We start from the raw sequence: 26,241 nt of genomic DNA on the forward strand, positions 1-26,241 counted from the left end.
GCCACACATTAAGAGTTAATGACAGAATGAAATAAAAACATATAACACAAATGAAAAACTTTTTAATCTTACTCATTTCTATTTTACTTTCATGCTCAGATAAAAAGAAAAAAGAGTTATCTAAGACCTCAACAGAAGCTAGTTTATCTCAGATTCAAAGTAAAATTCCAGATTTTTTGTCAATAGATGAATCATATGTTGGTAAGGAAATCATTCATTCAGCTAGGGAAAAACTTATACAAACATATAAAAAAGCATTAGAAAGAGATTTTGAAAGGCCTTATATGTGGGATGCACTTCAACCAGATAATGAAAATCTTATAAAAATTTATACTTATAAAAAATATATTATCAATAACCAAAATTTTAATTCATACTGTGTTAAAATAAAATATGAGGATGCTAGTTATGAAGCTATTTTACTTACAACAGACAATTTAGACACAAATAATAGTGATGATTCTTCAATTATTGTCTATGAAAATCTAATCTCTGAAGAACTTTACAAAAGATGTTCAAAAATTGATAATGCTAATATTCTAATAGTTTTACAGAAAAATAAAAAGGAATATAACCATTTTCAATACTTAATATCTGAAAATAGGTTTTTAGATTACTTTACAAACGAAGAAAAGCAACTAAACAAAAATTGGGGAGAGCATGAAGATAACACTTATGAATACCAAATAAAAGGGAATATAAAAAATCATTTAAAAAATGGACATTGGGAAGAAAAAAGATATTCTTTTGAATATAATAAATCTATATGGATGGACGGTGAATATAATAACGGTATTAGAAATAAAGAGTGGAATATTTTTCCAGAAGGGCCAGTTGAAAAAATAAATGTTTATAACAATGGAATTATAGTTAAAACATTTACTCCATAAATATATTTTAAAAAAAACTAAATATTCTTCATCTTATTTTAATAAAATGTAACGTAAAGTTGGAAATTTTACCAGTGTCGTTAAGAGTTAAAGACAGAATGAAGTAAAAACCAAAACACAAATGAGAAACTTTTTAATCCTAATACTCTTTACTTCAATTTCATGCTCAGATAAACAAAAAAAGGAAACAAATGAAATTATAACAGCACCCCAATGCCTTCAACCTCAACTTCAGGCAGGTTTCTCAGCAGAAAAAAGTGAAACAGATTATCCTAACTACACATACGGTCAAACAGATCTTGATTGTGCAGTACCAATATTAGAATCAGAATTAATTAAAAAGGGCTACAAATCTCCGTCTAATGAGGAGTTTTCACAAAAAGTACTTGAGATTTTCAAAAGAAAGATAGACTATAGCATTGATAGTAAATACATTTACTTAGATGGCAAAAATTCCTGTAACAAATCAATTGCTTATAATAGAAACACTGATGATGAAATGGAACCAACGTCTTATTATTTAATTAAAAATAATAGATTTATTACTGAACTATTTGCAATTCCAGAAATTATCGATTATTCAACTGCATTTCCAGAAACTAAAAGCTTTGAGGATAAAGTTAACAATATTCAAAATGATGTACATATTACAAAATGGAATGAAGACAAAAATTTATCCCAAAAACGTTTCGAAAATATAAATAAACTAGTAGCCCGGAATAAGTATTTATTCAATAACAGTAAAGCCGATCTTGCATGGCTTTTAGCTAATGACAAAGAATTTCTAAGAAAACTAGTAGTTACTTTTGGTTATGATAAAGAACAAAAAATTAATAAGCAAGTCATAGATGACTTATATAAATCATATACACAATCAGGGCAGATTTGGTATGGAGCAAAATTAGGAGAAGTATTTTTCACCAAGGATTGTCAAGGAAAATTACAAACTCAAGAAGGTTTGTTAAATTATGTTTCTCAAAACACAAACGAGAATGATGATCGATTTATATACACTTTAAGTAACTACATAGTTTACTTATTTAAAGAAGATAAAGATGGGATATTTTCAGAAGCACCTTCAAAAAAATTCACACTTGAAGAAAAAGCAAAAATAGTAGCTTACGTAGCAAATATAGAAAGTCCTGCATTTTACAAATACAAACCTTTAAATAGCAATTCTGCATGGCGAAATGCGGGCACTTCGTTGTACAATATTACCGCTGCTCATCCAGAAATATTAAAAATAATAGAAAAAAATAACTACTATGGTTTAACCGCTTTGAAGGAAGTTATAAATAGTACCCAATTTGAAGAAGAAGCACCTATTACAAACCAATCTGGAGAATAACAAGATATTCATTCAATAATATCAAAATGAGGGTAAGGGCTTATTTTCAAACATTTAAATAGAACAATTTATGTAAAGGATAAACTATTCCATATTTTCAAAAAGCATAATAATAAAGATTAAATTGACACCAACAACACATGATGAAAACCCTTTCCTTACTTTTCGCCTTCATTTTACTTTCTTGCAATGGACAAGAAGGTAAAATGAAGAGTAGAAAAGAAAGCAGTTTAATTATTAAAGATAAAAACTTTACATTCTCTATACAAGATAACAACTACACTGTAAACTTCGCAACAAAGTCCATTGTTCCAAAATCAGATGATGTTTATTTTGAAAACAATTCTCTCATAGTAAAAAAGACTAGTGAAGATGATAATCCCCATAATCTTCTTATTTATAGATATTATTTTACTTCAGCTTCCAATACTATACAATTAAACAAAATAGACTTTTCAAAAGAAACCTATGTGGAACAGGATGATATTTGTAAACTGTCATATACTTATTTACCTACAAATGGTTCTGCGCTTTCTCCTAACGATATCAATACATTTACTGAAAAGGATTTGGCAATGTACACTAGGAAGTTGGACTTAAAACAGGCATTGGATATTGTTTCAAAAATTAATAAAGACTATCAATGTACCTCATCGTTAAATGATAATGAAATCACACTACTTTTAAAGCAATACCCTTTAAATGAAAAAACAGTAAATGACTACAATAATATAGCCTACTATCAGGAACAAAATAAAAACTATAATAACTCTATTTTCATTCTTGATAAAATACTCTCACAATATCCTAACAGAGTTGTAGCTTGGTTAAACTATGCTGATTCGAAATGGGGACTTAACAATAAACAAGTGTCAAAAGAAGCTTATATAAAGTATTATAATCTTATGAATAGTCAATCCAAAGATATGTCCAGAGTTCCACAAAGAGTTAAAGACAGAATGAAATAAAAGCCAAAACACAAATGAAAAACTTTTTAATCCTAATACTCTTTATTTCAATTTCATGTTCAAGGGATAAGAAAAAAAATGAACACAACGAAATACAAAATATGAGTACTAATTCATCCATAGTCAACCGTGGTAAAGAGGTTGATGATAAACATCCTCAATTATCAAAATTAGATCAGCTTATTCAATCAAAAAGTGTTACTGACAGCCTTATTTTGAATAAAGAATGTGACTTAAACATGGATACTATTAAAGATAAAATACTTGTTTTTACTCCCCGAAAGACAGATGCAGAAAATAGTTTTTCAACAATCTATGTTCTAATTTATAAGAAAAATGGGGAATTTACTAAGTATAGCAATAGCAAAATTATAAACTCATACAATCCTAATTCTTACGCCGAAGGATTCCGTGATATAGCCATTAAAAATAATTATTTTACCGTAGAAGAGAATATTTCATCACAACCTATACAAAATAAGTATACCACATTCATTTTTGATAAAAAAAACAACTCTATTTATTTACATAAATTGGGATTTTCAACAATATATCCTGATTCAAATCAAGACAAGGATGTGGTATATTCAACTAAAGATTTTGGCATCAATACCTTCGAGAATTATAATTCAGAAACAATAAAATACTAATATTTCGAATAAATATGAAAAAAATATATAGTTCATCTGCTTTACTACTGATGATATTAGTGAGTGTTTGTTGTAAAAAAACAGTGGATAATTTATCAAAAAATGCTGGGCACAATAAAAATTATTTTTCTGGAGACTCCATTCTTGCAAGTCCAAATTACTTCAATTCTCTGAAGAACAAAAAAGGAGACATGGTCTTACAACAACAAAATGAAGAATATCTAAAAAAATATACGTTATCAGAAAATAATGAATCCTATTTTCCTTTAAAAGATAATGTTTCCATTAAACTTGTAAAAGAAAAACAAATTGATAGAAGTATCATAAAAGTAAACCTCTTTACTTACGTCAACAATAAAAAAACAGATTCAATACAATTTTACAGAAATATTTCAGGAGAAGGTTTTGGAAACTACAACTGTCTGTCTTATTTTAATGCAAAGACAAATAAAATCTGGCAAATAAAGTATTTTCCCTTAAATCCTTTAAGAGGAAATTCAGCAGGCATCGTTTCTTACACAGAAAGCAGCATAAGTCCTGATGGTACAATCAAATCTGATTCTCTACATTATCTGGATGAGTCTTTAGATGTTGAAATGGAGAAATATAATCTTTATTATTAAGTGTAATAAGAAGCATATATCAAGTATACTTTCATCGAGAGTCAATCAAAAGATATGTCCAGAGTACCACAAAGAGTTAAAGACAGAATGAAGTAAAAACATAAAACACAAATGAAAAACTTATTAATTCTACTAAGCTTTATCATCACTTCATGCTCGGGAAAACAAAAAGAAGAGCTTCTACTTTTTCCTGGTTCGTGGCATTTGAGATCGGAAGACAAAAGTCAAGAATTTACCATTAAAATTCAAAGAATCACTAAAGATTCTTTATTTGCACAATATTGTGCAGTATATAACAATGGACAAAAACTTGACTGTGATTTTGAACAAAATATCAATATAAAAGCAATTTTCAATAAAGATAAAAATGCTTATGTTGGTGAATTTCACAGTTTTTTCAATTCTGGAAAAGGAACATGTCTTATAAAAATAATAGATAAAAATCTAAATTGGGAAATTATAAAAACACCTCATGGAGAATATTATGCTCCTACTAAATGTATTTTAAAGAAAGAAAATAAAATTGAATCCAAAGGCAATCCTGAAGCTAAAAAACCTGAGCAAGTAAACAACAGTATTCCAATATCTACTGTATTACCATTGGATTATAAAAATTTAAGTGACAAAATTAAATTAGAAACTCCCTCTGATAGCAATATCAAAAACTTATTTAAACAAAAGTATCAACTTAATGTAGATGCAATGGCACAAATTCCTTCAAAAGGAAATTTTGATTTGTATATTATCAATAATATGAGTGGAGACAGTGACTTACTGTATCTTATTACATTAAAAGAAGGAAAATTAATCGATGGGCTCGAAGTAGGTAATAGCAATGGTGATAGTGATGAAACAACTGTATTTTCCATTAATGAAAAATATGAAATATCCATTTATTCTGAAAATAATAACAAAAGGAAATTAATTGCATTATATGCTTTAAATGATATGGGAAATTTCAATAAACAGAAAGCTCATTAACCTAAGAAACAATGAAAAGAATTTCTTTACTTTTTATTCTCGTTTTACTTTCTTGCAATAAACAAGAAAGTAAAGGTCATTTACAGAATAACAAAGAAATAACCTCTTTAAAAAAAGCTCCATACAATATTACAGATGATGGAGATGGAACAAAATCAAACTATGATGATCTATCTCCTGAATTTATAAAGACAGCAAAAAAAATATTAGAACAAAGAAAATTTCAATTTCCGGATGAAAATACTTTCAATCACAAGGTTTCAGAAGTATTTTCCATTAATTTAAAAGAATATTCAAATCCTATTATTGCCTTACGCCTTTCAATGTTTCCTGAAGTGGCCATTAGAGAAAGTCAATTTATCTTCATTCAGGATGCCAATGCCAATGAACCTGAATTTATAAATCCCGATTTATTATATCACTTTAATTCCTATGTATTTTATAATACACCTGTATCTTATGTCTGGTTACAGTCTAATAGCTACAATCTTCTATATGATTTAGTCGTTCATTACGGGTATAATAAAGATAAAAAACTTGTAGAATCAATATTTAAAAAATTTGATTTTAATAGCCTTTCTGAGATGGAAGAATTAATCTTTAGAGACTCCGGTACTCATAAAAAATTAAAAAAACAAATATTTGATGATATAGAAACCATCACCTATAAAGGTAAAGTTGAAGATTTTTCTTATGCAAAAGAGGGAAATGGATATCTTAGAATAGGTGAAATTATCAATACAATTTCAGCTTCATCTAAAGAATATGATGAACCAGAACAGACAATTTCTTATTTATTTGAGCGAGAACTAAGAGTGGGAATTCAAGGTGATATTGAAAGTTATCTGAATAAAAACCCACAATATCAATCAAATCTGGAAAAAAACAATTTCTATGATTTACCTACTTTAAAAAAATATATAAAATACATCTATCAAAAGGAAAGTAGTACCATCTTTACAGTACAGGATGCTGACGGTTATACCACTTTAAGAAAGGATAAAAATTCTTCTTCTCAAATCCTACAAAAAATAAATACGGGTGAACAGATTGATGTATTAGATCAAAGTGGAGACTGGTGGTTAGTAGTATCAAAAGAAGGAAAAAAGGGATATGTTCACAAAAGTAGAATAAAATCTGAATAAATATGCTAATCAAATGATGAAAACCCTTTCCTTATTTTTCGCCTTCATTTTACTTTCTTGCAATGGAAAAGAAGGTAAAGATCAGCTACGGAATGACAAAGAAATGAACTCTTTAAAAAACGCTCCATACAATATAACAGATGAAGGAGATGGAACAAAATCAAACTATGACGATCTATCTCCTGAATTTACAAAAACTACAATAAAGATAAATGCTAATTGGAATGGGGTATATTATTATAAACCACAAAGTAGTTCAGATTCCATAGGGAGTTATTATATTGATATAGATCAAGCTAATTCAGATTTTGGATTCAGCGGGAAAAATTCCTTTAAGTTTAAAGTAGAACCTAAACAGGAAAAAGATTCATTATTACTTTATAATATAAAAAATAAAGAGTTGATAGGAAAAATTTATAAAAAAAACAATCAATTTTGGATAAAAAGTGACTTAATAAAAACCAAGGAAAAAAATAAAACAAATAATGTTTTTCTCTTACAATACGCCAAATCAGCTGATGATTTAGATTAATTTCAATAATATGGAATGAGTAAAACGAGAGATTTATTTATAGACTCTGGTACTTATAAAAATATAGCACTAAAAAAGTGATTTTTTAATTAATAAGACTACAAAATGATGAAAACCCTTCCCTTACTTTTCGCCTTCATTTTACTTTCTTGCAATGGACAAGAAAGTAAAATGAAGATGAGAAAAAAAAACAAAAGTTCTGAATTAAAAAAAAATGAAGAAATAAAATCATCTATAATTGAAAAAGATAATAATTATTCTATTGTTACTCAAAAAGAAGCTGATATTAACCAGGATGGAAAACCTGACAAAGTAACAGTTTATAGTACTGAATGGAATAAAGAAATTAAACCCAATGATTTTAAGCTTTTCAAAGTAATTGTTAAATTAAGTAATAACGAAAATAAGTTTACAATATTAACCAATGATAACATTATTGAGCCTTACTATCCTGACAATGTAGCATCCGGATTCTCTGATGTCAAAATTAAAGATAATTTCTTTACCATAGAACAGGCTAATGGAGGTGGTGGCGTCATTGACAGGAGCTTTATAACTTTTAAATATGATAAGTTTAAAAAAGGAATTTATTTACATAGATACTCTGTATTAACTACTGAAATGTCTTCCGGAGATGAAAAAGAGTATAAAACAGAACTGACTACAAAAGATTTCGGATCTATCCCATTCGGGAATTTCAATATTAAAGCGATTAACTCTAAATAACAGATTTTTAGAATCATTAAAGGGAGATCAGTATATTATATTTTTAATTTTTGCAATGGGAAAACACCCGTAATAAAATAGCTTAAAATAGAAGTTACAGATGAAAAATATATTATCTATATTTATTTTCGTAATCAGCATTACCTACGCTTCTCAGCATAAAGAAAGTTCTGAGAAAAACAAGATCAGCCTCAGACAGCTTTCAAATGAAACCAAAAGAAGTTCATTTAAAACTTATGTTAATAATGAAGATTACTTCATAAAGACCATTGATGTTAACAAAGATGGCATCACTGATAAAATTGTAAGCCACAAGCCTTATCAAGGGGAGGATTTGTTTATATTTTTAGGAAATCAGCAGGGAAAATATACACTAGCACTGGAAACAAGGAACTTTTCTGAGGATGGCGGCAATATTATTGGTAATATCATTCCTATTTTTAATGAAAAAGGATTTACTGTAAAAACATATTTCCCTGACCGCGGATACTATGAAAAAGAATATAATGTCATTATGCAAAATAATACATGGCTTCTTCGGAATATTATCTATAAAACAATGTCAGATATTTCTCAGGATGCCGTAATGTACATTTGTGATATTCCTCAAAATATTAATATACAAAAATCCGGATGGACTGACAGAATAACTCCTATTCCGGAAGAAAAAGTAAGGGCTAAAAAGTGCAGAACGGAAAAAATTCAGAATACAGCTTATTTTATTCAGGATCCTGATGGCTATACCAATCTGAGAAAAGACAAAAGCATTACCTCTCAAGTGCTGCAGAAGATTAAATCAGGAGAACAGATTGAAGTGACTGACCAGAATGGCGACTGGTGGTTCGTTACATCACAGGAAGGAAAGAAAGGATATGTCCATAAAAGCAGGATACAATCCAAATAGAAGATTTATATATTTAAGACCTCATGAAAAAAATACTTCCTACCCTTACTTTAATAAGTCTGTGTATACTTTCCTGTCAGGATAAAAAGACAACAAAGCCTTTCAAGCCTGATTCCAATAAAGAAAAATCCGTTACTTCTCCTGCAGAAAAGAAAGATGAAAAAGAAGATAGAGGTTTTATCATATTAAAAAAGACTTACCAGCAAAAGGATTGGATCAAACTTTATAATAAAGATCATTCAGAATGGAAATCGTTTCAAATGAACGATACTTTCAATGATGATGATGTTACCCCTTACATGATAAAGCCTGAATACACCCTTTTGGTTTTCAAATTCTTAGGCAATGAAAATGGATTTTATAAAGTATTGGTGAATGAAAATACCATAAAATATATAAAAGAATCAGATCCACTGTTTTTATATCAGACCACTCAGGAGCATATTTTATCTGTCTTCTCTGTGGGGTTCAATGAAAAAGAAAACCCTTTAAGAAAAATGCCTGATAGTAAAACCCCATCACAACCACTGGATGATGACAGCTTTTATTATCCTATTAAAATTACCGAAAATTGGTTAATGGTAAAAGATGATCATGAACAAAACTTATGGATAAAATGGTGTGACGAAAAAGGACACTTGATACTGGAACTTTACTATGATGCCTAAATGGCAAAAATCCCCATAAACAGTGAAAATTTTAAGTACAAAAAAGAGTTATCTTCAACCCATGAAAAAGATGATTCCATTTTGTTTTTTATTGCTGCTAGCGGGATGTAAAAACGATTCAAAACAGACTGTAAATGAAACTGAGCCTATAAAGAAAGACAGCCCTGTTGTACAAGCTCCTGTAGTGGAAAAACCTGTTGAAGAAAGCAAAATACTCCCTACTTTAAAAGAATGTACAGAAAAAACAGCTGACTACGAAACTGAGCTGGAGTGCATTTTCCCTAACAGTACAATGGAAGATGTATATCAAAAAATCATCAAAGAGAAAGAAGTGGAAAAAGCAGAACTTCTTCTTACGACATTGCCCAAACAAAGTAGTGAAAAGGAAATTCATCAGGATGGTCTGGAAACTATTAGCTACAAAGTATCCTCTAATAAAGTTGAAATCGAATTCTTATTTGCCGGCGGAGTTACCACTCTTGAATTGGAACAGAAAGGTGAAAATGTAAAAAGAACCATTATTCACAGTGCTGATTAAGGCATCTTTAGCATTATGAAAAGAATATTTTTAATACTTCCAGCCCTGGGCATTATTTCCTGCAAAAGCCTGCCGGAAGGATCTTCAAAAGATTCCGAAACGCCCGTTCATACCCAGTGGAAAGGAGACTATTCTATCTCTCATGATTTTGGAAAACTGGATGAAAACTCAGAAATGACATTGGATTATGGTCTCACCATTACCAAAGACAGCTGTACTTTTTGGGGACTTGGCTACAAAACCTTTTTTACAGATGTCTGCAGTATCACCGGAAATGAAAAACAGATCATAGTAAAATACATCAAACAGATTGAAGGCAGTCCAATGAGTAACCATCCTCCCACCGATACTCTGGCTGTTGTATTCAGGAAAGATAGAAAATATTATCTTCAAAGCAATATAGTTCCCAATAAGGACTGGCAGTACAATACTCCGATCCGGCTCAAAAAGAAATCATAAAAAAGTTCTCAACTTTAAAAAATATTTTATAATTTCGCTTTGTGAATTTTAACAACGGAACATATTATTATAGAATTTTTAACTCAGATCTGGGATAGGGATTCTTATGAACATAACTTAAAACCTCGTCCTTGACGAGGTTTTTTTATTTAAAAAAAAATTAAAAAGATGAAAATAAGTATTATTGGAGTAGGATTAATCGGAGGTTCAATGGCCTTGAAATTAAGAGAAAAAAAAGTTGCCAGCTTCATCTACGGAATAGATAACAGCAAGCAGCACATCACCGAAGCATTAGATTTGAAAATAATTGACGCAGAAGCAGATCTGGAAAAGGGAATTAAAGATTCAGATCTTATCATCCTTGCCATTCCGGTGGATGCGGCCAGAAAATTACTACCTGCCGTTCTTGATCTTGTATCAGATCATCAGACAGTTATGGATGCAGGTTCTACCAAGGCTGGAATCGTAGGTGCAGTAAAAAACCACCCGAAACGTTCGAGATTCGTTGCCTTTCACCCGATGTGGGGTACAGAAAACAATGGACCTAAATCTGCTATTGCAGAGAGTTTCTCAGGTAAAGCCGGTGTGATCTGCAATAAAGAAGAATCCGCAGATGATGCTCTGAATATCGTTGAAGGGATTGTAAATGCCCTCGAAATGCACACCATCTATATGAATGCTGAAGATCACGACATTCATACTGCTTATATTTCCCATATCTCCCACATCACTTCATACGCTCTGGCCAATACCGTTCTGGAAAAAGAACGCGAAGAAGAAACCATCTTCCAGCTTGCCAGTTCCGGTTTTTCAAGTACCGTGCGTCTGGCCAAATCCCATCCGGAAATGTGGGTTCCGATCTTTAAACAAAACAAAGAAAATGTTCTGGACGTTCTCAATGAACACATTACTCAGCTCAGAAAATTCAAATCTGCTTTAGAAAAAGAAAACTATGAATACCTTGAAGAACTGATTACAAATGCCAACAGAATCAGAGGAATCCTAAGATAAACCACTGAAAATCAATACAAAAAAAATATTTAATTAACCACAAAATAACTTTTTTTGTGGTTATTTTTTTGTTCCAATTTAAAATTAATTTTAATAAAGTTAAAAAATATTTTAACTTTATTAAAAAATATATTACTTTCGTAAAAAATAAATTCAATGAAGTTACCGATAGTCTGTCCAAGTTGTGACAATACTCTTAATGTAAGTCAAATGAAATGCCCTGCCTGTAAAACTGAGGTAAGTGGTGACTATGAACTTCCGGTTCTTCTTAAACTGAATCGTGAGGAACAGGATTTTGTCCTTAATTTTTTCCTGTCCAGCGGGAGCATTAAAGAAATGGCCAAACAGGCTGGCCTATCCTATCCCACCATGAGAAATAAAATGGACGACCTGATCACAAAGGTTGAACAACTGAAAAATAATCTGTAAACGCATACTAACCTGTAAACTCATTCATGATGAACTGGAAAACTATTTTCAATCCGTTTGAAAGATTTGATGAAAAACTTCTTCTTCTTGCCGGAACCCTTGCTGTCATTCTGTCTATTGTTGCAGGATATTGGACAGATACTGCCTTTACCAGTATATACAGAATCAGTTCTATAGAAAATGCTTCACTTGGAACGATAACGGTCTGTACTCTGTTAAGTTTTTCTGCTGCAATTGTCATTCTTTTTATTTTAGGCAAAATCCTGAACGGAAAAACAAGGATCATTGATATCGTCAATACTGTTCTGATCTCCCAACTCTTTCTGATCCTGTTACAATTCACAGGAAAAATATCATCCCTTAAACTCGCAGGAAAAAGTGTTGCCAACTACGAAGCTAGTCCCTCAGGAACATTTCCTTTTGTGGATTTCCTGATTATGATTTCTATGACCATTATATCTATTACCACTCTTATTTATAGCGTTACCCTTTTTTATAATGGATTTAAAACAGCGACCAACATTAAAAAATGGCAGCATATTGTACTTTTTTGTGCCGTAACAATGATCAGTTCTCTGATCTGCCAGATTATCATCAATAAAATTATTTAAATACTATGAAAATCAAATTATTATTTGTGCTGGCATGTCTGGCACAGTTTTGTCACGCCCAGATTGAAGGAACCTGGAATGGTGAAGTGGACATCCAAACCATGAAACTGCCCGTCATTTTTAAAATATCAAAGAAATCACAAGGCTATACCACCACTCTTATAAGTCCCAAGCAGAGTGCTAAAGAAATTCCTACAGATAAAACAGATTTCAGTAATAACGAACTCAGTCTTGAAATAGGAAGTATAAATGCCGGCTATAAAGGAACCTACAAAACAGATCATTTTGAAGGAAACCTGATCCAGAATGGTAAAACAATGACTTTAAACCTTTACAGGGATATTAAACCGGAAAGTTCCGAAGTTTCCTACCTTAATGGAAAAGCAATCAACACACAGAAGATTGATGAATTCTTAGATTATATGGTGAAGAATAATCAGGAAATCGGAAGTATAGCCATCTTCAGAGATGGAAAACCTGTTTATAAGAGAAACTTTGGTCAGAATCTTCTTCCTGGAAATACAGCTTATGACCAAAATACCGGATACCAGATAGGATCTATCAGTAAACTTATGACAGCGGTAATGCTTCTTCAGCTTATAGAAAAAGGAAAACTGAACCTTACCGATCCACTTTCAAAATTCTATCCTGAAATTCCCAACGCTGAAAAGATCACCATCCAAACGATGCTGAATCATACCAGTGGATTAGGAGATTATGTAGGAGAATCTATTGAAAACAATTGGCTATTTGAAAAAGCTGTAGGAGATAAAGCCATTATTGAAGCCATCAAAAAAAATGAGGTAAGTGCTAAACCCGGAGAAAAGTTTAAATACTCCAACTCCGCTTATTTCCTCCTGAGCAGAATATTGGAAAAGATCTATAAGAAGCCTTATAACGAGATTTTAAAGGAAAACATTCTGAACAAAGCACCAATGCCCCATACTTTTTCTGTACTTGACAATCCAAAAAATATTTTTAAATCCTATGAATTAAAAAATGGCAGCTGGAAAGAAGTAAAGGATTTTGATTTTCACAATTGCATCGGATTAGGAGACATCACCTCCACTCCGGAAGACCTGAATATCTTTATCAATGCCCTATTCAATGGTACATTTATCAAAAAAGAAACCCTTGACATGATGATTTCCAATAAAAAAGAGAAAGTATTTGGATCAGGAATTATGAAAATACCATTTTACAACATCATATCCTATGGACACGGAGGTACTACAGCAGGAAGCCACTCTATAGTATCCTTTGAACCTACAGATCAGTTATCCTATGCTGTAACCATCAACGGTAAGAATTTCCCTCAAAACAGCTTCTATATCGGCATCATGAATCTGGTATATGGCAGAGATTATCAATATCCAGCATTTAATAACACTAAAACACCTGCTGCTGACCTTGAAAAATATGTAGGAGATTATACCTCAAAAGATATTGCTTTGGGTTTAAAGATATTGATTAAAGATGACACATTATATGCCCAGGGCACCAATCAGCCGGAATTTCCACTCACTGCTCTAGAAAAAGATCAGTTTACCTTTGAAAAAGCTGGTCTAAAACTCTCTTTCACCCCTGAAAATAAACAGCTCCACCTCACACAAGGTGGGAAAACTTATCTATTCAATAAAAAAAGTCCCGGCAAATAGCTTCATACTAATATTGCAGTTGAAGACATAATCATTCCCTCCCTTGGAGGGTGTCAAAATTTCTTTGAATTTCTGATGGGTGGTTCTACTACGCAACAAAATAACATTCACAAAAAAAATCCTTAGATGTTTTTCTAAGGATTTTATATTTAAATAATGGAGTTTATATAACCCTCCGGAATAATATTCTAAACTAGCATTCCGGAACATTCACTGCAATGGCCAATCCTCCTTCAGAAGTTTCCTTAAAGCGGTCGCTCATAGAAAGAGCTGTTTCCCACATCGTCTGGATCACCTCATCCAAAGTTACTTTTGCTTTGGCAGGATCACTTTCCAGTGCGATATTAGCTGCTGTAATTGCTTTCATTGCCCCCATTGTATTTCTTTCAATACATGGAATCTGTACCAGTCCTCTGATAGGGTCACAGGTTAATCCAAGGTGATGTTCCATCGCAATTTCTGCGGCCATCAATACCTGTCCTACACTTCCGCCTAAGATTTCTGTAAGTCCGGCTGCTGCCATTGCTGATGAAACTCCGATTTCTGCCTGACATCCTCCCATCGCTGCAGAGATGGTTGCATTTTTCTTAAATAAAGTCCCTATTTCTCCTGCTACCAATAAGAAACGGACAATATCATCATCGCTGATAGAATCTGTAAACGCTTGAGAGTACATCAAAACAGCAGGAATAACGCCACTTGCCCCATTTGTAGGTGCTGTAATAATTCTTCCGAAGCTGGCATTTTCTTCATTTACTGCCAGTGCAAAACAGGCAATCCATTTATTGATATTGGTGAAGTTTTCTTCGGCATCCACAACCTGCTGAAACCATTCATCCTTATTTTTATAGATTTTATCACCCAATAATTTTCTGTTGATTCCTGCTGCTCTTCTCGAAACATTCAATCCACCAGGAAGAATTCCTTCCTTATTTACGCCCTTGTAAATACACTCTTTGATCTGCTGCCAGATGTAAAGCGCCTCTTCTCTTGTCTCTTCCTGAGTTCTCCAGCTTTCTTCATTAATGAAAATCAGATCGGAAATCTTTTTAAGTCCCAGTTTCTCACAATATTTTGCAATGTCTGAAGCCTTATGACAAGGATATATTGTACGTACACACTGCTTTTCTATTGAGTTTTTTTCCTGACTGGCAATAAAGCCACCTCCTACAGAATAAAAATCCTGAACAAGTTCGGTTCCATCTTCAAAAACAGCTCTGAAAATCATTCCATTCGGGTGAAAATCAAGTGATTTCTTCATATTTAAAATCAAGTGATGGCCATAAATAAACGGAATAACCTTCTCACCACCAAGATTAATGGTTTGGGTACTCTTTATATAGTCTATTTTTTCGTCAATTTTTGTAGTATTGATCGTCTTGTAATCTTCACCATTCAGACCAAGCATTCCGGCAATATCCGTTCCGTGGCCTATCCCCGTTTTGGCAAGTGAGCCGAAGAATTCAAGAAAAACTTCTTTAACGTCTTCTATTGATCTTTCTCTTTTTATAATCCTAATAAATGCAGATGCTGCATTCCACGGTCCCATTGTATGTGAACTGGAAGGACCTATCCCTACTTTAATAATCTCAAAAACCGATATTGATTCCATAAATGATTCTTCATTTTCCTCAAAAGCAAAGATACATGATAAATCTTATAATATGCATAGTAAAACTTCACAATTAGCAGCCTTATATCATGTATTTTTTACCTGTTTCAAATCTATTCTCCAATTTTCTTTAAATGAGCTTGAAAGGAAATCGTAAGTAAGAATATTACACTTAATTAAAGTGCTCCTGATGCTGGGAAAGATCAAGTCCCATAGTCTCAGATTCCTCCGAAACCCTTAAGGTAATAATCGCATTGGTTACTTTATACAGCAGTAAAGATCCTAAAAAAGTAAATGCAGACACCAGAAACAAGGCAGTCAGATGATGAAGGAATACTTCAACTCCACCATGAAGAAGACTGGCTTTTTCACCATGAGCAAAAATAGCTGTTAAAATCATTCCCATAATACCTCCTACTCCATGACAGGCAAAAACATCCAGGGTATCATCTATCTTCTTTAAAGCTTTCCAGTTGACCATCAGGTTAGAAACAATTGCTGAAATAAATCCTATGAAAAGACTTTCCTGAATACTGACAAATCCACAACCGGGTGTAATCGCTACAAGACCTACCACAGCACCAATACAGGCACCCAAAGCAGAAACACTTCTCCCGTTAATCCTGTCAAAAAATATCCAGGTCATCATAGCGGAAGCAGAAGCAATAGTAGTCGTTCCAAAAGCTGTTGCTGCAGATGCGGAAGCACTCAAGGCAGATCCTGCATTAAAACCAAACCATCCAAACCATAACATCCCTGTGCCCAGGAGTACATAGGGAATATTGGAAGGTTCATGATGTGGATTCTTCCGTTTTCCCAATACCAAAGCTCCGGCAAGTGCTGCAAAGCCTGCACTCATATGTACAACAGTGCCACCTGCAAAATCTTTCACTCCAAAATATTTGTTGAGAAGACCATCAGGATGCCATACCATATGACAAAGCGGAGTATAAATACAGATGCTGAAAAGCACAATGAATAAAAGATAAGAAATGAAACGGACCCTCTCTGCAAAAGATCCGGTAATGATCGCAGGAGTAATAACGGCAAATTTCATCTGAAACAATGCAAAAAGAATAAAAGGTATAGTGGGAGCCATCATACTATGGGGAAGACCTCCTACTCCATTAAAAAAAGGATAGCTTAATGGATTTCCAATTATTCCATAATGCTTACCCGCAATAGTAACTCCCAAAGATTCACCAAAGGATAATGAAAAACCAACGACCACCCAAACAATAGAGACTACTCCTAAAGCAATAAAGCTCTGCAGCATTGTAGAAATTATATTTTTCCGACCTACCATTCCTCCATAAAAAAATGATAATCCGGGTGTCATTAGCAGTACAAGCCCTGCCGCTGCCAAAATCCAGGCTACGTCAGCTCCTACAATTTTATCTTCAGTTAAAAACACTCCTTTATCAGAAATATCTGTACCCGGAGTCCAGAATAACCCTCCAATAGCAACCAATGCAATAAGAGAGAATGAAACGATCCACTTTAACCCTATTTTCATAAAATTTATATTTAACCCTATCAAAATTACATATAAATACTATGAAAAAGTTATTTAATTGACAAACACCCCTAAAAAAAACTATTCACTTAATAACATTATTGTTTTTTCACTGAATATTTCATTTAGAATTTTAGAAACTTCCTTAGCTTTGGTGGCCGGAAACAAATGGGTTCCTCCTTTAATCACATAATCCGGTTTTGAATTCTTGATGGGAAATACAATATCCTTATCTCCCAAAATCTGGATGACCTCCGGGTTTTCTTCAAATTTCCATTCGGATACTTTTTCTACAGACCATTTCAGGTAATAAGGGTCCCTTACTCTGAAATACTGAAGAAGTCTCGGATTTTTAGGATCAAAAAGCTTTCTGAGTACAGCATATACGTTGGCTGCTTTCACATTGAATAGTCCTACAGGCAGGATACGGGGAATCTTGGTTACCTCTCCTGTTTTTATGAATCTGGATTTTTCTTTATCAGATTTAATACTTCCCAGAATCACTACTTTTTCAGCAGGCTTCAGCCGATTGATCTCCTGGACCATAATTCCGCCAAAAGAATATCCCAACAGGCAGAAAGGTTCAGAAGGATCTACTTTTTCGGCCATCCGCTCAACATAAGCATGAAAAGGTTCATTTTCTTCCGGGATGAGCCAGTCTATAAAAATCAGTTCACAATGCTTGGGAAACTCTAATCTTTCAAGTACCTTAAAGTCTGCCCCAAGACCGCTTACAATATAAATTTTCATACTACTAATTTATGAAAAATGCGGAAAAGCTACGATTCAGATTAAAAAAAACTTGAACAACAGAGCTTTAATCGTCTTAAAAGCTCCTTTTGAAAATAAAATCTATATAAAAACCAATGTTTACCATATCGGGATCCATTCTGAATGACAAAATAATTTCACCTATACCTTCTACAGACATCCCTACACAAAAAAAAACAGCTCCTAAGAACTGCTCTTTTTATCAACATTACATTTAATTTTATTTCTTCTTTGCAGGAACTCTGTTGTCATTATCCAGCTTTTCAGTAGACACCTTAAACTGAATATCCATTTCGTTCTTAATGAAGTAATCTTTCAGTGAAGACTGGTAGAATACCTTGAAATCTCTTCTGTTCAGAGAGAACTTCGCAGATTCAATAGAAGTTGTAAACTGAGTAACATACACATTTGCGGGGAAAGAAATTGTTTTTCTCACTCCTTTAAGTGTAAGATCTCCGTATACGGTAGAATTATACTCACTGTTTGCTAAAGGAATAACTTTAGTCAAATGGAATTTCGCAACCGGAAATTTCTTCACTTCAAAGAAGTTGGTACTTTTCAGGTCATTGGTAAGTTTGATCTGATCTTCATCAGAAACATCACCAGCCATCATACTTCTCATATCTATGATGAATTCACCATCTACCAGTACAGTATGGTCAAAGTTGAATTTTCCACTTTTTAGTTTTATCGTTCCTGAATGGGAGGAAGCCTCAGTTTTCACAACCTTATATCCCCACCACCTGATCTCTGATGAAGTCACTTTCGAAACCTTATCAAATTTCCTTTGGGCAGAAACAAATGACATGCTTGCGCACACCATAGCAAACAATAGTAATCTTTTCATTCTTTTTTATTTACAATTCAACAAAAATAAAAAAAAGTGTAGAACTTCTACACTTTTAATAATCTTTTTTTGATTAATTTATTGAGCAGTTACCTTTACTACCATATCAATATCATCTTTCACAAAAACGTCCTGCATTGTAGATTTGTAAGCAACATCAAATTTCTGTCTGTCGAAAGAGAACTTATTTGAAACCAGACTTACTACTCCTTTGCTGTAAGAAATTTTAGCAGGGAAAGTAATCGGGCTTGTTTTTCCTTTCACAGTAAGGGTTCCTGTTACTAAAGAATTGTAGATTTTATCGCTGTTTTTCTTTACTCCTGTAATTTTAAAAGTAGCAGTAGGGAATTTTTCAACTTCAAAGAAGTCACCGTTCTTAAGGTGTCCGTTCAGCTTTTGCTGATACTCTCCCGTAAGGTCAGTCGCGTTAATAGAAGTCATATCCAATACAAAGCTTCCTCCTACAAGTTGATTTCCTTTCATGACCATATCTCCTGATTTCACTTTCACAGTTCCGTCGTGAGAACTAGCTTCAGATTTAGCTACTTTATATCCCCACCAGTGAACATCAGATGCTACTACTTTTTTAGACTGTCCGAAAGCTAAACCACCAGCTAATACTGCTAATAAAAATATTTTTTTCATTGTTTAGAATTATTTTAATTAAGTTTAGCACAAAGGTAGCCATCTTATTCAATAGATTTCGTTGATGTATATCAAGAAAGTTAATTATTTTTATGAATAATATCATCCCATAAAAAAACTCCGAATTTCTTCGGAGCTTTCTTTTATTCTTGATAGTAGGCTGTATATAATGCCATCCCTTTTAATGCTGTATGGTTTTGCTTGACCAGATAGATCGGAATGTTTCTAAGCATTCCTTCCATTTTATCACTGATCTTGAATTTTTCATAAAACTTGGCTTTATCGATATATTCTCTTACCATCTGAGGAATATCTCCGGCAATCAGCAATCCGCCGGTAGCTTTTACCTTTAAGGTTAAGTTATTGGCTTCTCTTGCCAAAAACTCAAGGAAAGTATCCAGAGCAATTTTGCATATCAGTACGTTATCTTCTACTGCTGCTTTATAAAGCTCTTCAACAAAATTACCATTGGCAAGACGATCTCCTAACCATTCAGGTTCCGGATGTCTTTTTACATCTCTCAGAAAACGATAGATATTGAATAATCCTGATTTGGATAATACATTTTCCCAGCTTACAATCCCATAGATATTATTAAGGAACTGGTAAAACTCAACCTCTACATTGGTTCTTGGTGAGAATTCAGAATGCCCTCCTTCTGTTGCAAAAGGTCTTAAATTTTTCCCGTCAAAGAAATATCCAGCTTCACCCAATCCGTTTCCTGGAGCAAGGATCGCCACATTTCCTTTTTCAAGATGACCGCTGGTATAAATGGCTTCAAGATCATCATCTTCAAGAAGAGCCATTCCGTAAGCAGAAGCTTCCAGGTCGTTCAGCATATCTACCTTTTCAAAACCGAAATCTCTTTTATATTCTTCAACATCTAAGTTCCAGCCTAATCTTACGGGGTTGCTTTTTCCGTCAATGACAGGTCCCGGCACAGCCATTCCCAGGCGTTTTACCTTAGCTAACTCATTATCCTGGATAAACTTTTTTAAGATGTCATTAAAAGAAGCATATTCCTTAGTAGAATATGTATTTTGTGCTTTAATCTCAAGACCTCCGTTACCGGAAACAAAATAGCCTAAGATGGTCATATCTTCACGGAGACTTGCTCCGATGATAGAAACATTATCATTATTACTGTTCTCTACTCCTGGTAAATAAAGTGGAAATTTTGGATTCAGAATCATAACCTCAAATTTTACCAAATATAATAATTGTTTTCGTAAATCCTGCACAGAACAAAAAAACCTTTCCACTTTCGTGAAAAGGTTTTGGTTAATAATTGTTTATATATTAAATCTAACTACTTTCCTAATGGAATATTATAACCGAATCCTACTCCGATATTCCCCACATTATAATCCTGACCAGCTAAATCTCCTTTAGTTCCTACAAAAACCTTTTGGTATTGTACGAAGAAGTTCCAGTCTCTGTTGTGGTATCCGATTTCAGGTTTGATATAGAAACCTCCGCTTGCTCTTTCTACATTCGTATTAGAAGCTACTGTTTTGTCTCCAACTAAGAATCCATACCCTAAGTCAGTTCCGAAATAGAAACCGGTTTGTTTTGGATAAATTCTTACTAAAGCAGCTACAGGGACTACTCCTACATCATTATTTTTATACCCGTTGTTATCTTTACCAAAATAGTGAGTATATCCTGATGCAATACCTAATCCAAATCCTGGAGTAATAAGGTTCTGATAAGCTACATCTACACCAACTGCTGCGGAAAGGTTATCTGCGGGAACTGCTAAACCAACATTTGCGCCTACTTTGATCATATTATTCATTTGTGAACTCTGTGCGCTTGCTATACCTGCTGTTAAAATTCCGGCAAGTAAAATTGCTTGTTTAAACATTTTCATAACTCTAATTTTTAAATTTTACTAAACAAGAGGATGTAAAAATCGTGCCAAGCAAAGCTTTCTGCTGTTTTTTAACACGCATCAAAACCGTAACAAAATGAATATCAATCATTTATTTTATGTTAAATTTTAAATGATTGTTTAACAATTTTTATAAAAAACAGGACCTGAAATGTGAAATATATCTAAAAAGTTAAAAAATATAAACAGGATAAGTCAACTTATTGATATAAAAGGAATTCAAACATTGGAAAACGCTAAGGCGCAAAAGTTTTATTAGCATTACGTATATTTTAAGCCACAAGAAGATCAAAGGTCTTCAGCAAGGATACTATTTATTTTTTGCCACGGCACCAATAAAATTATTCTATGCACTATGTGGTTATATCTTTTTAAACCACACAGATTTTACGAATAAATAAAATAATTCGTGCATTAGTTGCGATGAAAAAGCAGCGAGAGAATCTAACCATAAATAATTTTGTCGAAGATAAAATCCTCGCGCCTTACAATATACAACGTACAAAACCTTAGTGCCTGAGCATTTTCCAACAGCCCTATTGTGCACACATTATAATATTAACAAACCTTAACCCGTTATTATTTTAACCTTTTTTCTTCAGAAACATCAAAAAAATAAATGCTCTCATCATGGCTGACACCTTATTAAAAAATAAACATCTTCTCTGGCGTGCAGGCTTTGGTCCTGGAATTAATCAAATCGATGATTTGAAAAATAAAAACATCAAGACGCTGATTAATGAATTATTTAAAGAAGAAGGCTTTACAGAGATTACTTATGATACGCCTGATATCGAACCTGCTGCAGATTATATGAACAGTACAGCTCCTGCTGAAAAAAAGAAGGAAATGCAACGGATTTATAGAACACAGAACGAAGAACTGAATCTTAACTTTCTGGATAAAATGGTGAACAGTAAGGAACAAATGCGAGAAAAGATGGCTTTTTTCTGGCATGGACATTTTGCTTCAAGAGTCCTTAATCCAAAGTTCAATAAGCAACTTTTAAATACAATCCGGAAGAATGCATTGGGAAGCTTCAAAGATTTACTTTTTGAAGTCAGTCAAGCTCCGGCTATGCTTAACTTCCTGAATAACCAGCAAAATAAGAAAGACCACCCCAATGAGAATTTTGCCCGTGAGGTCATGGAGCTTTTCACTATGGGCAGAGGAAATTATACGGAAAAAGATGTGAGAGAAGGAGCCAGAGCATTTACAGGATGGAGTTACGATAAAGAAGGAAATTTTAAAGAAAGGAAAAATCAGCATGATGAAGAAACCAAAACTTTTCTGGGGAAAACAGGTAATTTTAACGGATCAGATGCTCTAAATATTATTCTGGAGCAAAAAGCAACCGCAAAATTTATCACAGCCAAAGTCTATAAGTTTTTCGTTAATGAAAATATAGATCAGAATATTGTAAATACACTCAGTATCAGCTTCTACAATTCCGGTTACGATATTAAGAAACTGATGACGGAGATCTTTTCAAGCTCATGGTTTTACGAACAGAAAAATATCGGAAACAGGATAAAATCGCCCATAGAACTGATGGCCGGAATGATGCGGATCCTTCCAATGAATATTCAGAATCCTGAAAACCTCATCGTGTATCAAAAGCTATTAGGACAAATGTTGCTTTATCCACCGAATGTTGCAGGGTGGCCCAATGGAAGATCCTGGATTGACAGCTCTACTCTGATGCTGAGACTTCAGGTACCGCAGATATGGTCCGGCCTTCGCCCGCTGGAATACAGTCCACGACAAGATGACGATATTGATATGGGAATGAAATCTAAGGAAACAGCTTTGAATAAAAGCTTTAAAAATCCCAATATAACAATAGACTGGAACCGGGTAGATCAGATTTTTGACCATAAAAACTGTGAGGATTATCTGATTCAGAAACCACAAAGCCTAGATATGAATACAGTCAATAACTTCTCTGATAAAAGCACGAAAATGACCATTATCAACCTTATGTCAACCCCTGAATATCAATTAATGTAAAGAGGGCACTTATATCTATCACCAAAATCCAACATTATGTTAATCAAAAGAAGAGAATTCCTCAAAATAAGTTCACTGGCCACAGCATCACTTCTACTTCCTAACTTTCTAAAAGCTATAACGTTGGAAGAGGCACTGAATCCCAATCAGAATATTCTCGTAGTTCTTCAGTTTACTGGTGGAAATGATGGCTTGAACACGGTTATTCCTACAAAAAATGACATCTATTTCAGAGAAAGGAAAACGCTTGCTGTTCAGGATTCTTTATCCCTTACAGATGAAGCCGGAATCAATCCTTCCCTCTCCTATTTTAAAGATCTTTTTGATAATGGAGAGCTTTCTGTGATGAACAATGTGGGTTATCCCAATCCGGATAAATCTCATTTCCGCAGCATGGATATCTGGCAATCGGCAAGCAGAAGTGATGAATTTCTGGAAACAGGCTGGTTAGGCCGCTTTCTGGATGAAGAATGTTACCGTTGTGAGCATCCCACACAGGCGCTTGAAATTGATGATATGCTAAGCCTAGCTTTGAAAGGAGAAAATAATAAAGCATTTGCTTTTAAAGATCCTAAAAGGTTATATCAAACCAGTCAGGAGAAATATTTCAAATCTCTTTATGATCACCATCATGATGACGAAACGGTGTCTTACCTTTATCAGACTTTAGGCTCTACGATTAACAATGCCGGCTATATTTTTGATAAGAGCAAAGCAAAAAAAACGGAACAGACTTATCCTAATTCGCAACTGGGAAAGGACTTTAAGACAGTGGCCTCTTTAATCAAATCAGATATCAATACCCAAGTTTACTATCTTTCCATTGGAAGCTTTGATACCCATGTGAACCAAAATGACAGACAGAAAAAACTGTTCAGTGATATTAATGAAGCTGTGAAGTCCTTTGTGGCTGATATGAAAAGCAATGGCTTATTCAATAATATTCTTTTGATGACCTTTTCTGAGTTCGGGCGCCGAGTGGCCCAAAATGCAAGCAATGGGACAGATCACGGAACGGCTAACCAGATGTTCTTTATCAGTGGAAACCTTAAAAAGAAAGGCCTTCTGAACAGTCTTCCAGATTTACAGAATCTGAATGAAGGTGACCTGATCTATACAGAAGACTTTAGAAAAGTATATGCTACGATCCTTAAAAACTGGTTGAAGGCCGATTCTTCCAAAGTGTTGGGATGGAAAAACGGAGTTTATGACTTTATATAAATCGACTGAGCTCTATTTAGGCATAAAAGTTTTATAACACTTAAGTTATTTTTAAGTGATAGATTTTATGTATGAAAAGTATACTTAAGTTTTGAAATCTCCGATTTCCAGGAATATTATAATGAATACATCAGTTGAAGAAGTGAACATTCCCCTCCACCGGAGAGGTGGCAAAAATTCATTGAATTTTTGACGGGGTGGTCATCATCTCCCCTTCTCCTATCACCACAAAAAAAAGAGACCATCCATAATGACAGTCTCTTTTCGATAATTTTAAATTTTAACTACTTTTACTTTTAAGCAGTAATCTGCTTCGGTTCTTTCTCTTTCTGATCTTCTTTCTTATCAAGTTTCTCAGATATTTTTTTAACGATATACTCTATCGCTATGGGTGCTATAATGGCAATAAGTGCTTTAAATATTCTTGATTTCATATGGTGATTTTGTACTTGATTACTACAATTTCCAAGCCAAGATAAAAATCAGAGGTCAATTTCAATTAAAATTTTCCTGAGTCTCAGTTACTATCCTGATCTTTTTACCTGATAATTCAGAAATACTAGTTTTCTTCCGGAATGATCAGATCCTGATAATTTTTACTTCCGGCTTTAAATTTTTCTTCCATTCTCAATCTTAGCTTTTTTGGTCGATGAACAATCAACGAATCTCCAAAGCCCAGCAACAGTCTTTCTAATTCAAAATTGATCTGCACACAAATTTTAAAAAGAGTACCTTCCTCAACCTCATTAATGATCTCCTGACTTTTATGTAATGGTTTTGTTTTGATATAAGGAGCATTGGCCGTATCAACAAAGAAAATGACGTTTTTAGGAGACATAGATTCTGAAACGGTAACTCCTACAATATTCTTAAAGTATTCATCTCCGTCCAGATCCTTATCAATGTAAGGAAGGGCTTCATCTGTTTCAATACTTTCCATTCTGTCCAGAGCCAGATTATACATTTTCTGTTTGTAAAGACAGATGAGGAACCAGCGGTTGTTAAATTCTTTCAACAGTTGCGGATGAACGGTGAAAATATTGGATTCTCTTGCAGTAAAGCTCTTGTATAAGATTTTCAGTACCTTTTTATTGAGAATACCTTCATACAGAATATCAATATGCTCCAACCCCTTCAACTGTTCATTTTTATCCAAATGAATGATTGACTTCTGGTTAGTAGAATGAATAGAATCCTCCAGTTTCTGAATGACACCGTTCATTTCTTTGAACATAGAGAAATCTTTGAACTGCTTCAGGATCTGAACTGCATTATTCATCGCTTTCAGATCACTTTCATTTACAGAAATATTATGGATACTGTAGTCCGGATCGCTGTAACGGTAATATTTTCTTTCATATACTTCAATAGGAGCTTCATACCCGAATTTCTCACTCCGCATATTCTGAAGATCCAGCTGAATAGTCCTTCTGCTTACATAAGATTCTTTTCCCTCAAATTCAAATAATGCTTCGGAACATTCATCAATAAGATCTTCCAAAGTATATTTACGGTATTTGTTTTTGAGGCACTTGTCTAATGTTTTATAGCGGATCAGTGCGTTTTTATTGGATGACATGATTA

General features: G+C 33.4%; 28 protein-coding genes. 19 read left to right on the plus strand and 9 right to left on the minus strand.

Translation table 11 applies throughout. The features are described 5' to 3' along the window. The first annotated feature begins 50 nt into the window (after window positions 1-50). From WH267_RS13405 to WH267_RS13485, 17 genes are all read left to right on the plus strand, one after another. A complete protein-coding gene (locus WH267_RS13405) occupies window positions 51-890 on the plus strand; it encodes a hypothetical protein (protein ID WP_340008886.1) in 840 nt (279 codons plus the stop codon). Window positions 891-1,011: 121 nt separating this feature from the next. Then, window positions 1,012-2,238 carry a hypothetical protein gene (locus tag WH267_RS13410; RefSeq protein ID WP_340008888.1) on the plus strand — a complete coding sequence of 409 codons (1,227 nt, stop codon included), beginning with the start codon at window positions 1,012-1,014 and terminating at the stop codon, window positions 2,236-2,238. A gap of 140 nt (window positions 2,239-2,378) precedes the next feature. Beyond that, window positions 2,379-3,206, plus strand: a complete 828-nt coding sequence (locus WH267_RS13415) for a tetratricopeptide repeat protein (RefSeq protein ID WP_340008890.1) — start codon at window positions 2,379-2,381, stop codon at window positions 3,204-3,206. Between the two features lie 101 nt (window positions 3,207-3,307). After that, window positions 3,308-3,856, plus strand: a complete 549-nt coding sequence (locus tag WH267_RS13420; protein ID WP_148060775.1) for a hypothetical protein — start codon at window positions 3,308-3,310, stop codon at window positions 3,854-3,856. 14 nt (window positions 3,857-3,870) lie between these two features. Continuing rightward, on the plus strand, window positions 3,871-4,479 hold the full coding sequence (locus tag WH267_RS13425; protein ID WP_148060776.1) for a hypothetical protein: 609 nt from the start codon (window positions 3,871-3,873) through the stop codon (window positions 4,477-4,479). Window positions 4,480-4,590: 111 nt separating this feature from the next. Then, window positions 4,591-5,460 (plus strand): hypothetical protein, encoded by an 870-nt coding sequence (locus tag WH267_RS13430; RefSeq protein ID WP_148060777.1) that lies wholly within the window; start codon window positions 4,591-4,593, stop codon window positions 5,458-5,460. An 11-nt stretch (window positions 5,461-5,471) separates the two neighbouring features. Beyond that, entirely contained in the window at window positions 5,472-6,605 is a 1,134-nt protein-coding gene (locus WH267_RS13435) for an SH3 domain-containing protein (RefSeq protein WP_340008893.1), read from the plus strand. Window positions 6,606-6,618: 13 nt separating this feature from the next. Then, window positions 6,619-7,137, plus strand: coding sequence for a hypothetical protein (locus WH267_RS13440; protein ID WP_115972453.1), 519 nt, complete (start codon window positions 6,619-6,621; stop codon window positions 7,135-7,137). Window positions 7,138-7,314: 177 nt separating this feature from the next. Beyond that, window positions 7,315-7,863: a hypothetical protein gene (locus WH267_RS13445; RefSeq protein WP_123947396.1), complete on the plus strand. Its 549-nt coding sequence runs from the start codon at window positions 7,315-7,317 to the stop codon at window positions 7,861-7,863. 100 nt (window positions 7,864-7,963) lie between these two features. After that, a complete protein-coding gene (locus WH267_RS13450; RefSeq protein ID WP_340008895.1) occupies window positions 7,964-8,767 on the plus strand; it encodes an SH3 domain-containing protein in 804 nt (267 codons plus the stop codon). Window positions 8,768-8,790: 23 nt separating this feature from the next. Beyond that, window positions 8,791-9,435 carry a hypothetical protein gene (locus WH267_RS13455; RefSeq protein ID WP_340008897.1) on the plus strand — a complete coding sequence of 215 codons (645 nt, stop codon included), beginning with the start codon at window positions 8,791-8,793 and terminating at the stop codon, window positions 9,433-9,435. Between the two features lie 61 nt (window positions 9,436-9,496). Further along, complete coding sequence (locus WH267_RS13460) at window positions 9,497-9,973, plus strand: hypothetical protein (RefSeq protein ID WP_340008899.1); 477 nt, start codon at window positions 9,497-9,499, stop codon at window positions 9,971-9,973. A 15-nt stretch (window positions 9,974-9,988) separates the two neighbouring features. Continuing rightward, window positions 9,989-10,432 (plus strand): DUF5991 domain-containing protein, encoded by a 444-nt coding sequence (locus WH267_RS13465; protein ID WP_340008900.1) that lies wholly within the window; start codon window positions 9,989-9,991, stop codon window positions 10,430-10,432. 168 nt (window positions 10,433-10,600) lie between these two features. Continuing rightward, a complete protein-coding gene (locus WH267_RS13470; RefSeq protein ID WP_340008901.1) occupies window positions 10,601-11,443 on the plus strand; it encodes a prephenate dehydrogenase in 843 nt (280 codons plus the stop codon). 156 nt (window positions 11,444-11,599) lie between these two features. Then, on the plus strand, window positions 11,600-11,872 hold the full coding sequence (locus WH267_RS13475; protein ID WP_115972446.1) for a DUF2089 family protein: 273 nt from the start codon (window positions 11,600-11,602) through the stop codon (window positions 11,870-11,872). 26 nt (window positions 11,873-11,898) lie between these two features. Continuing rightward, on the plus strand, window positions 11,899-12,483 hold the full coding sequence (locus tag WH267_RS13480; protein WP_340008903.1) for a YIP1 family protein: 585 nt from the start codon (window positions 11,899-11,901) through the stop codon (window positions 12,481-12,483). A gap of 5 nt (window positions 12,484-12,488) precedes the next feature. Continuing rightward, window positions 12,489-14,141, plus strand: a complete 1,653-nt coding sequence (locus tag WH267_RS13485; RefSeq protein WP_340008905.1) for a serine hydrolase domain-containing protein — start codon at window positions 12,489-12,491, stop codon at window positions 14,139-14,141. Window positions 14,142-14,334: 193 nt separating this feature from the next. Here the strand turns inward: WH267_RS13485 and WH267_RS13490 are convergent, their stop codons facing one another. From WH267_RS13490 to WH267_RS13520, 7 genes are all read right to left on the minus strand, one after another. Then, window positions 14,335-15,753 (minus strand): L-serine ammonia-lyase, encoded by a 1,419-nt coding sequence (locus WH267_RS13490; RefSeq protein ID WP_115972443.1) that lies wholly within the window; start codon window positions 15,751-15,753, stop codon window positions 14,335-14,337. Between the two features lie 172 nt (window positions 15,754-15,925). Then, window positions 15,926-17,269: an ammonium transporter gene (locus WH267_RS13495; protein ID WP_115972442.1), complete on the minus strand. Its 1,344-nt coding sequence runs from the start codon at window positions 17,267-17,269 to the stop codon at window positions 15,926-15,928. Window positions 17,270-17,350: 81 nt separating this feature from the next. Continuing rightward, the gene (locus WH267_RS13500; protein ID WP_340008908.1) at window positions 17,351-18,019 is read right to left on the minus strand and encodes an alpha/beta hydrolase; all 669 of its coding nucleotides are present in this window, start codon (window positions 18,017-18,019) and stop codon (window positions 17,351-17,353) included. Window positions 18,020-18,260: 241 nt separating this feature from the next. Continuing rightward, window positions 18,261-18,887: a YceI family protein gene (locus WH267_RS13505; RefSeq protein ID WP_340008910.1), complete on the minus strand. Its 627-nt coding sequence runs from the start codon at window positions 18,885-18,887 to the stop codon at window positions 18,261-18,263. Between the two features lie 78 nt (window positions 18,888-18,965). Next, window positions 18,966-19,532 (minus strand): YceI family protein, encoded by a 567-nt coding sequence (locus WH267_RS13510; RefSeq protein ID WP_340008912.1) that lies wholly within the window; start codon window positions 19,530-19,532, stop codon window positions 18,966-18,968. A gap of 143 nt (window positions 19,533-19,675) precedes the next feature. Further along, entirely contained in the window at window positions 19,676-20,725 is a 1,050-nt protein-coding gene (locus tag WH267_RS13515) for a glucokinase (RefSeq protein ID WP_340008913.1), read from the minus strand. Between the two features lie 116 nt (window positions 20,726-20,841). Continuing rightward, window positions 20,842-21,405, minus strand: a complete 564-nt coding sequence (locus WH267_RS13520) for a hypothetical protein (RefSeq protein WP_123319928.1) — start codon at window positions 21,403-21,405, stop codon at window positions 20,842-20,844. 651 nt (window positions 21,406-22,056) lie between these two features. Here WH267_RS13520 and WH267_RS13525 point away from each other — a divergent pair. Then, window positions 22,057-23,436: a DUF1800 domain-containing protein gene (locus WH267_RS13525; RefSeq protein WP_340008916.1), complete on the plus strand. Its 1,380-nt coding sequence runs from the start codon at window positions 22,057-22,059 to the stop codon at window positions 23,434-23,436. A 36-nt stretch (window positions 23,437-23,472) separates the two neighbouring features. Beyond that, the gene (locus WH267_RS13530; RefSeq protein ID WP_340008918.1) at window positions 23,473-24,657 is read left to right on the plus strand and encodes a DUF1501 domain-containing protein; all 1,185 of its coding nucleotides are present in this window, start codon (window positions 23,473-23,475) and stop codon (window positions 24,655-24,657) included. 296 nt (window positions 24,658-24,953) lie between these two features. On the opposite strand, the gene WH267_RS13535 is transcribed toward WH267_RS13530, so the two are convergent. After that, the gene (locus WH267_RS13535) at window positions 24,954-25,091 is read right to left on the minus strand and encodes a hypothetical protein (protein WP_002980888.1); all 138 of its coding nucleotides are present in this window, start codon (window positions 25,089-25,091) and stop codon (window positions 24,954-24,956) included. A gap of 125 nt (window positions 25,092-25,216) precedes the next feature. After that, window positions 25,217-26,236, minus strand: coding sequence for a helix-turn-helix transcriptional regulator (locus tag WH267_RS13540; RefSeq protein ID WP_123319930.1), 1,020 nt, complete (start codon window positions 26,234-26,236; stop codon window positions 25,217-25,219). Window positions 26,237-26,241 lie beyond the last annotated feature (5 nt).

It is taken from the genome of Chryseobacterium sp. MYb328 (genome assembly GCF_037572595.1).
In the GTDB taxonomy this organism is placed as follows: domain Bacteria; phylum Bacteroidota; class Bacteroidia; order Flavobacteriales; family Weeksellaceae; genus Chryseobacterium; species Chryseobacterium pennae.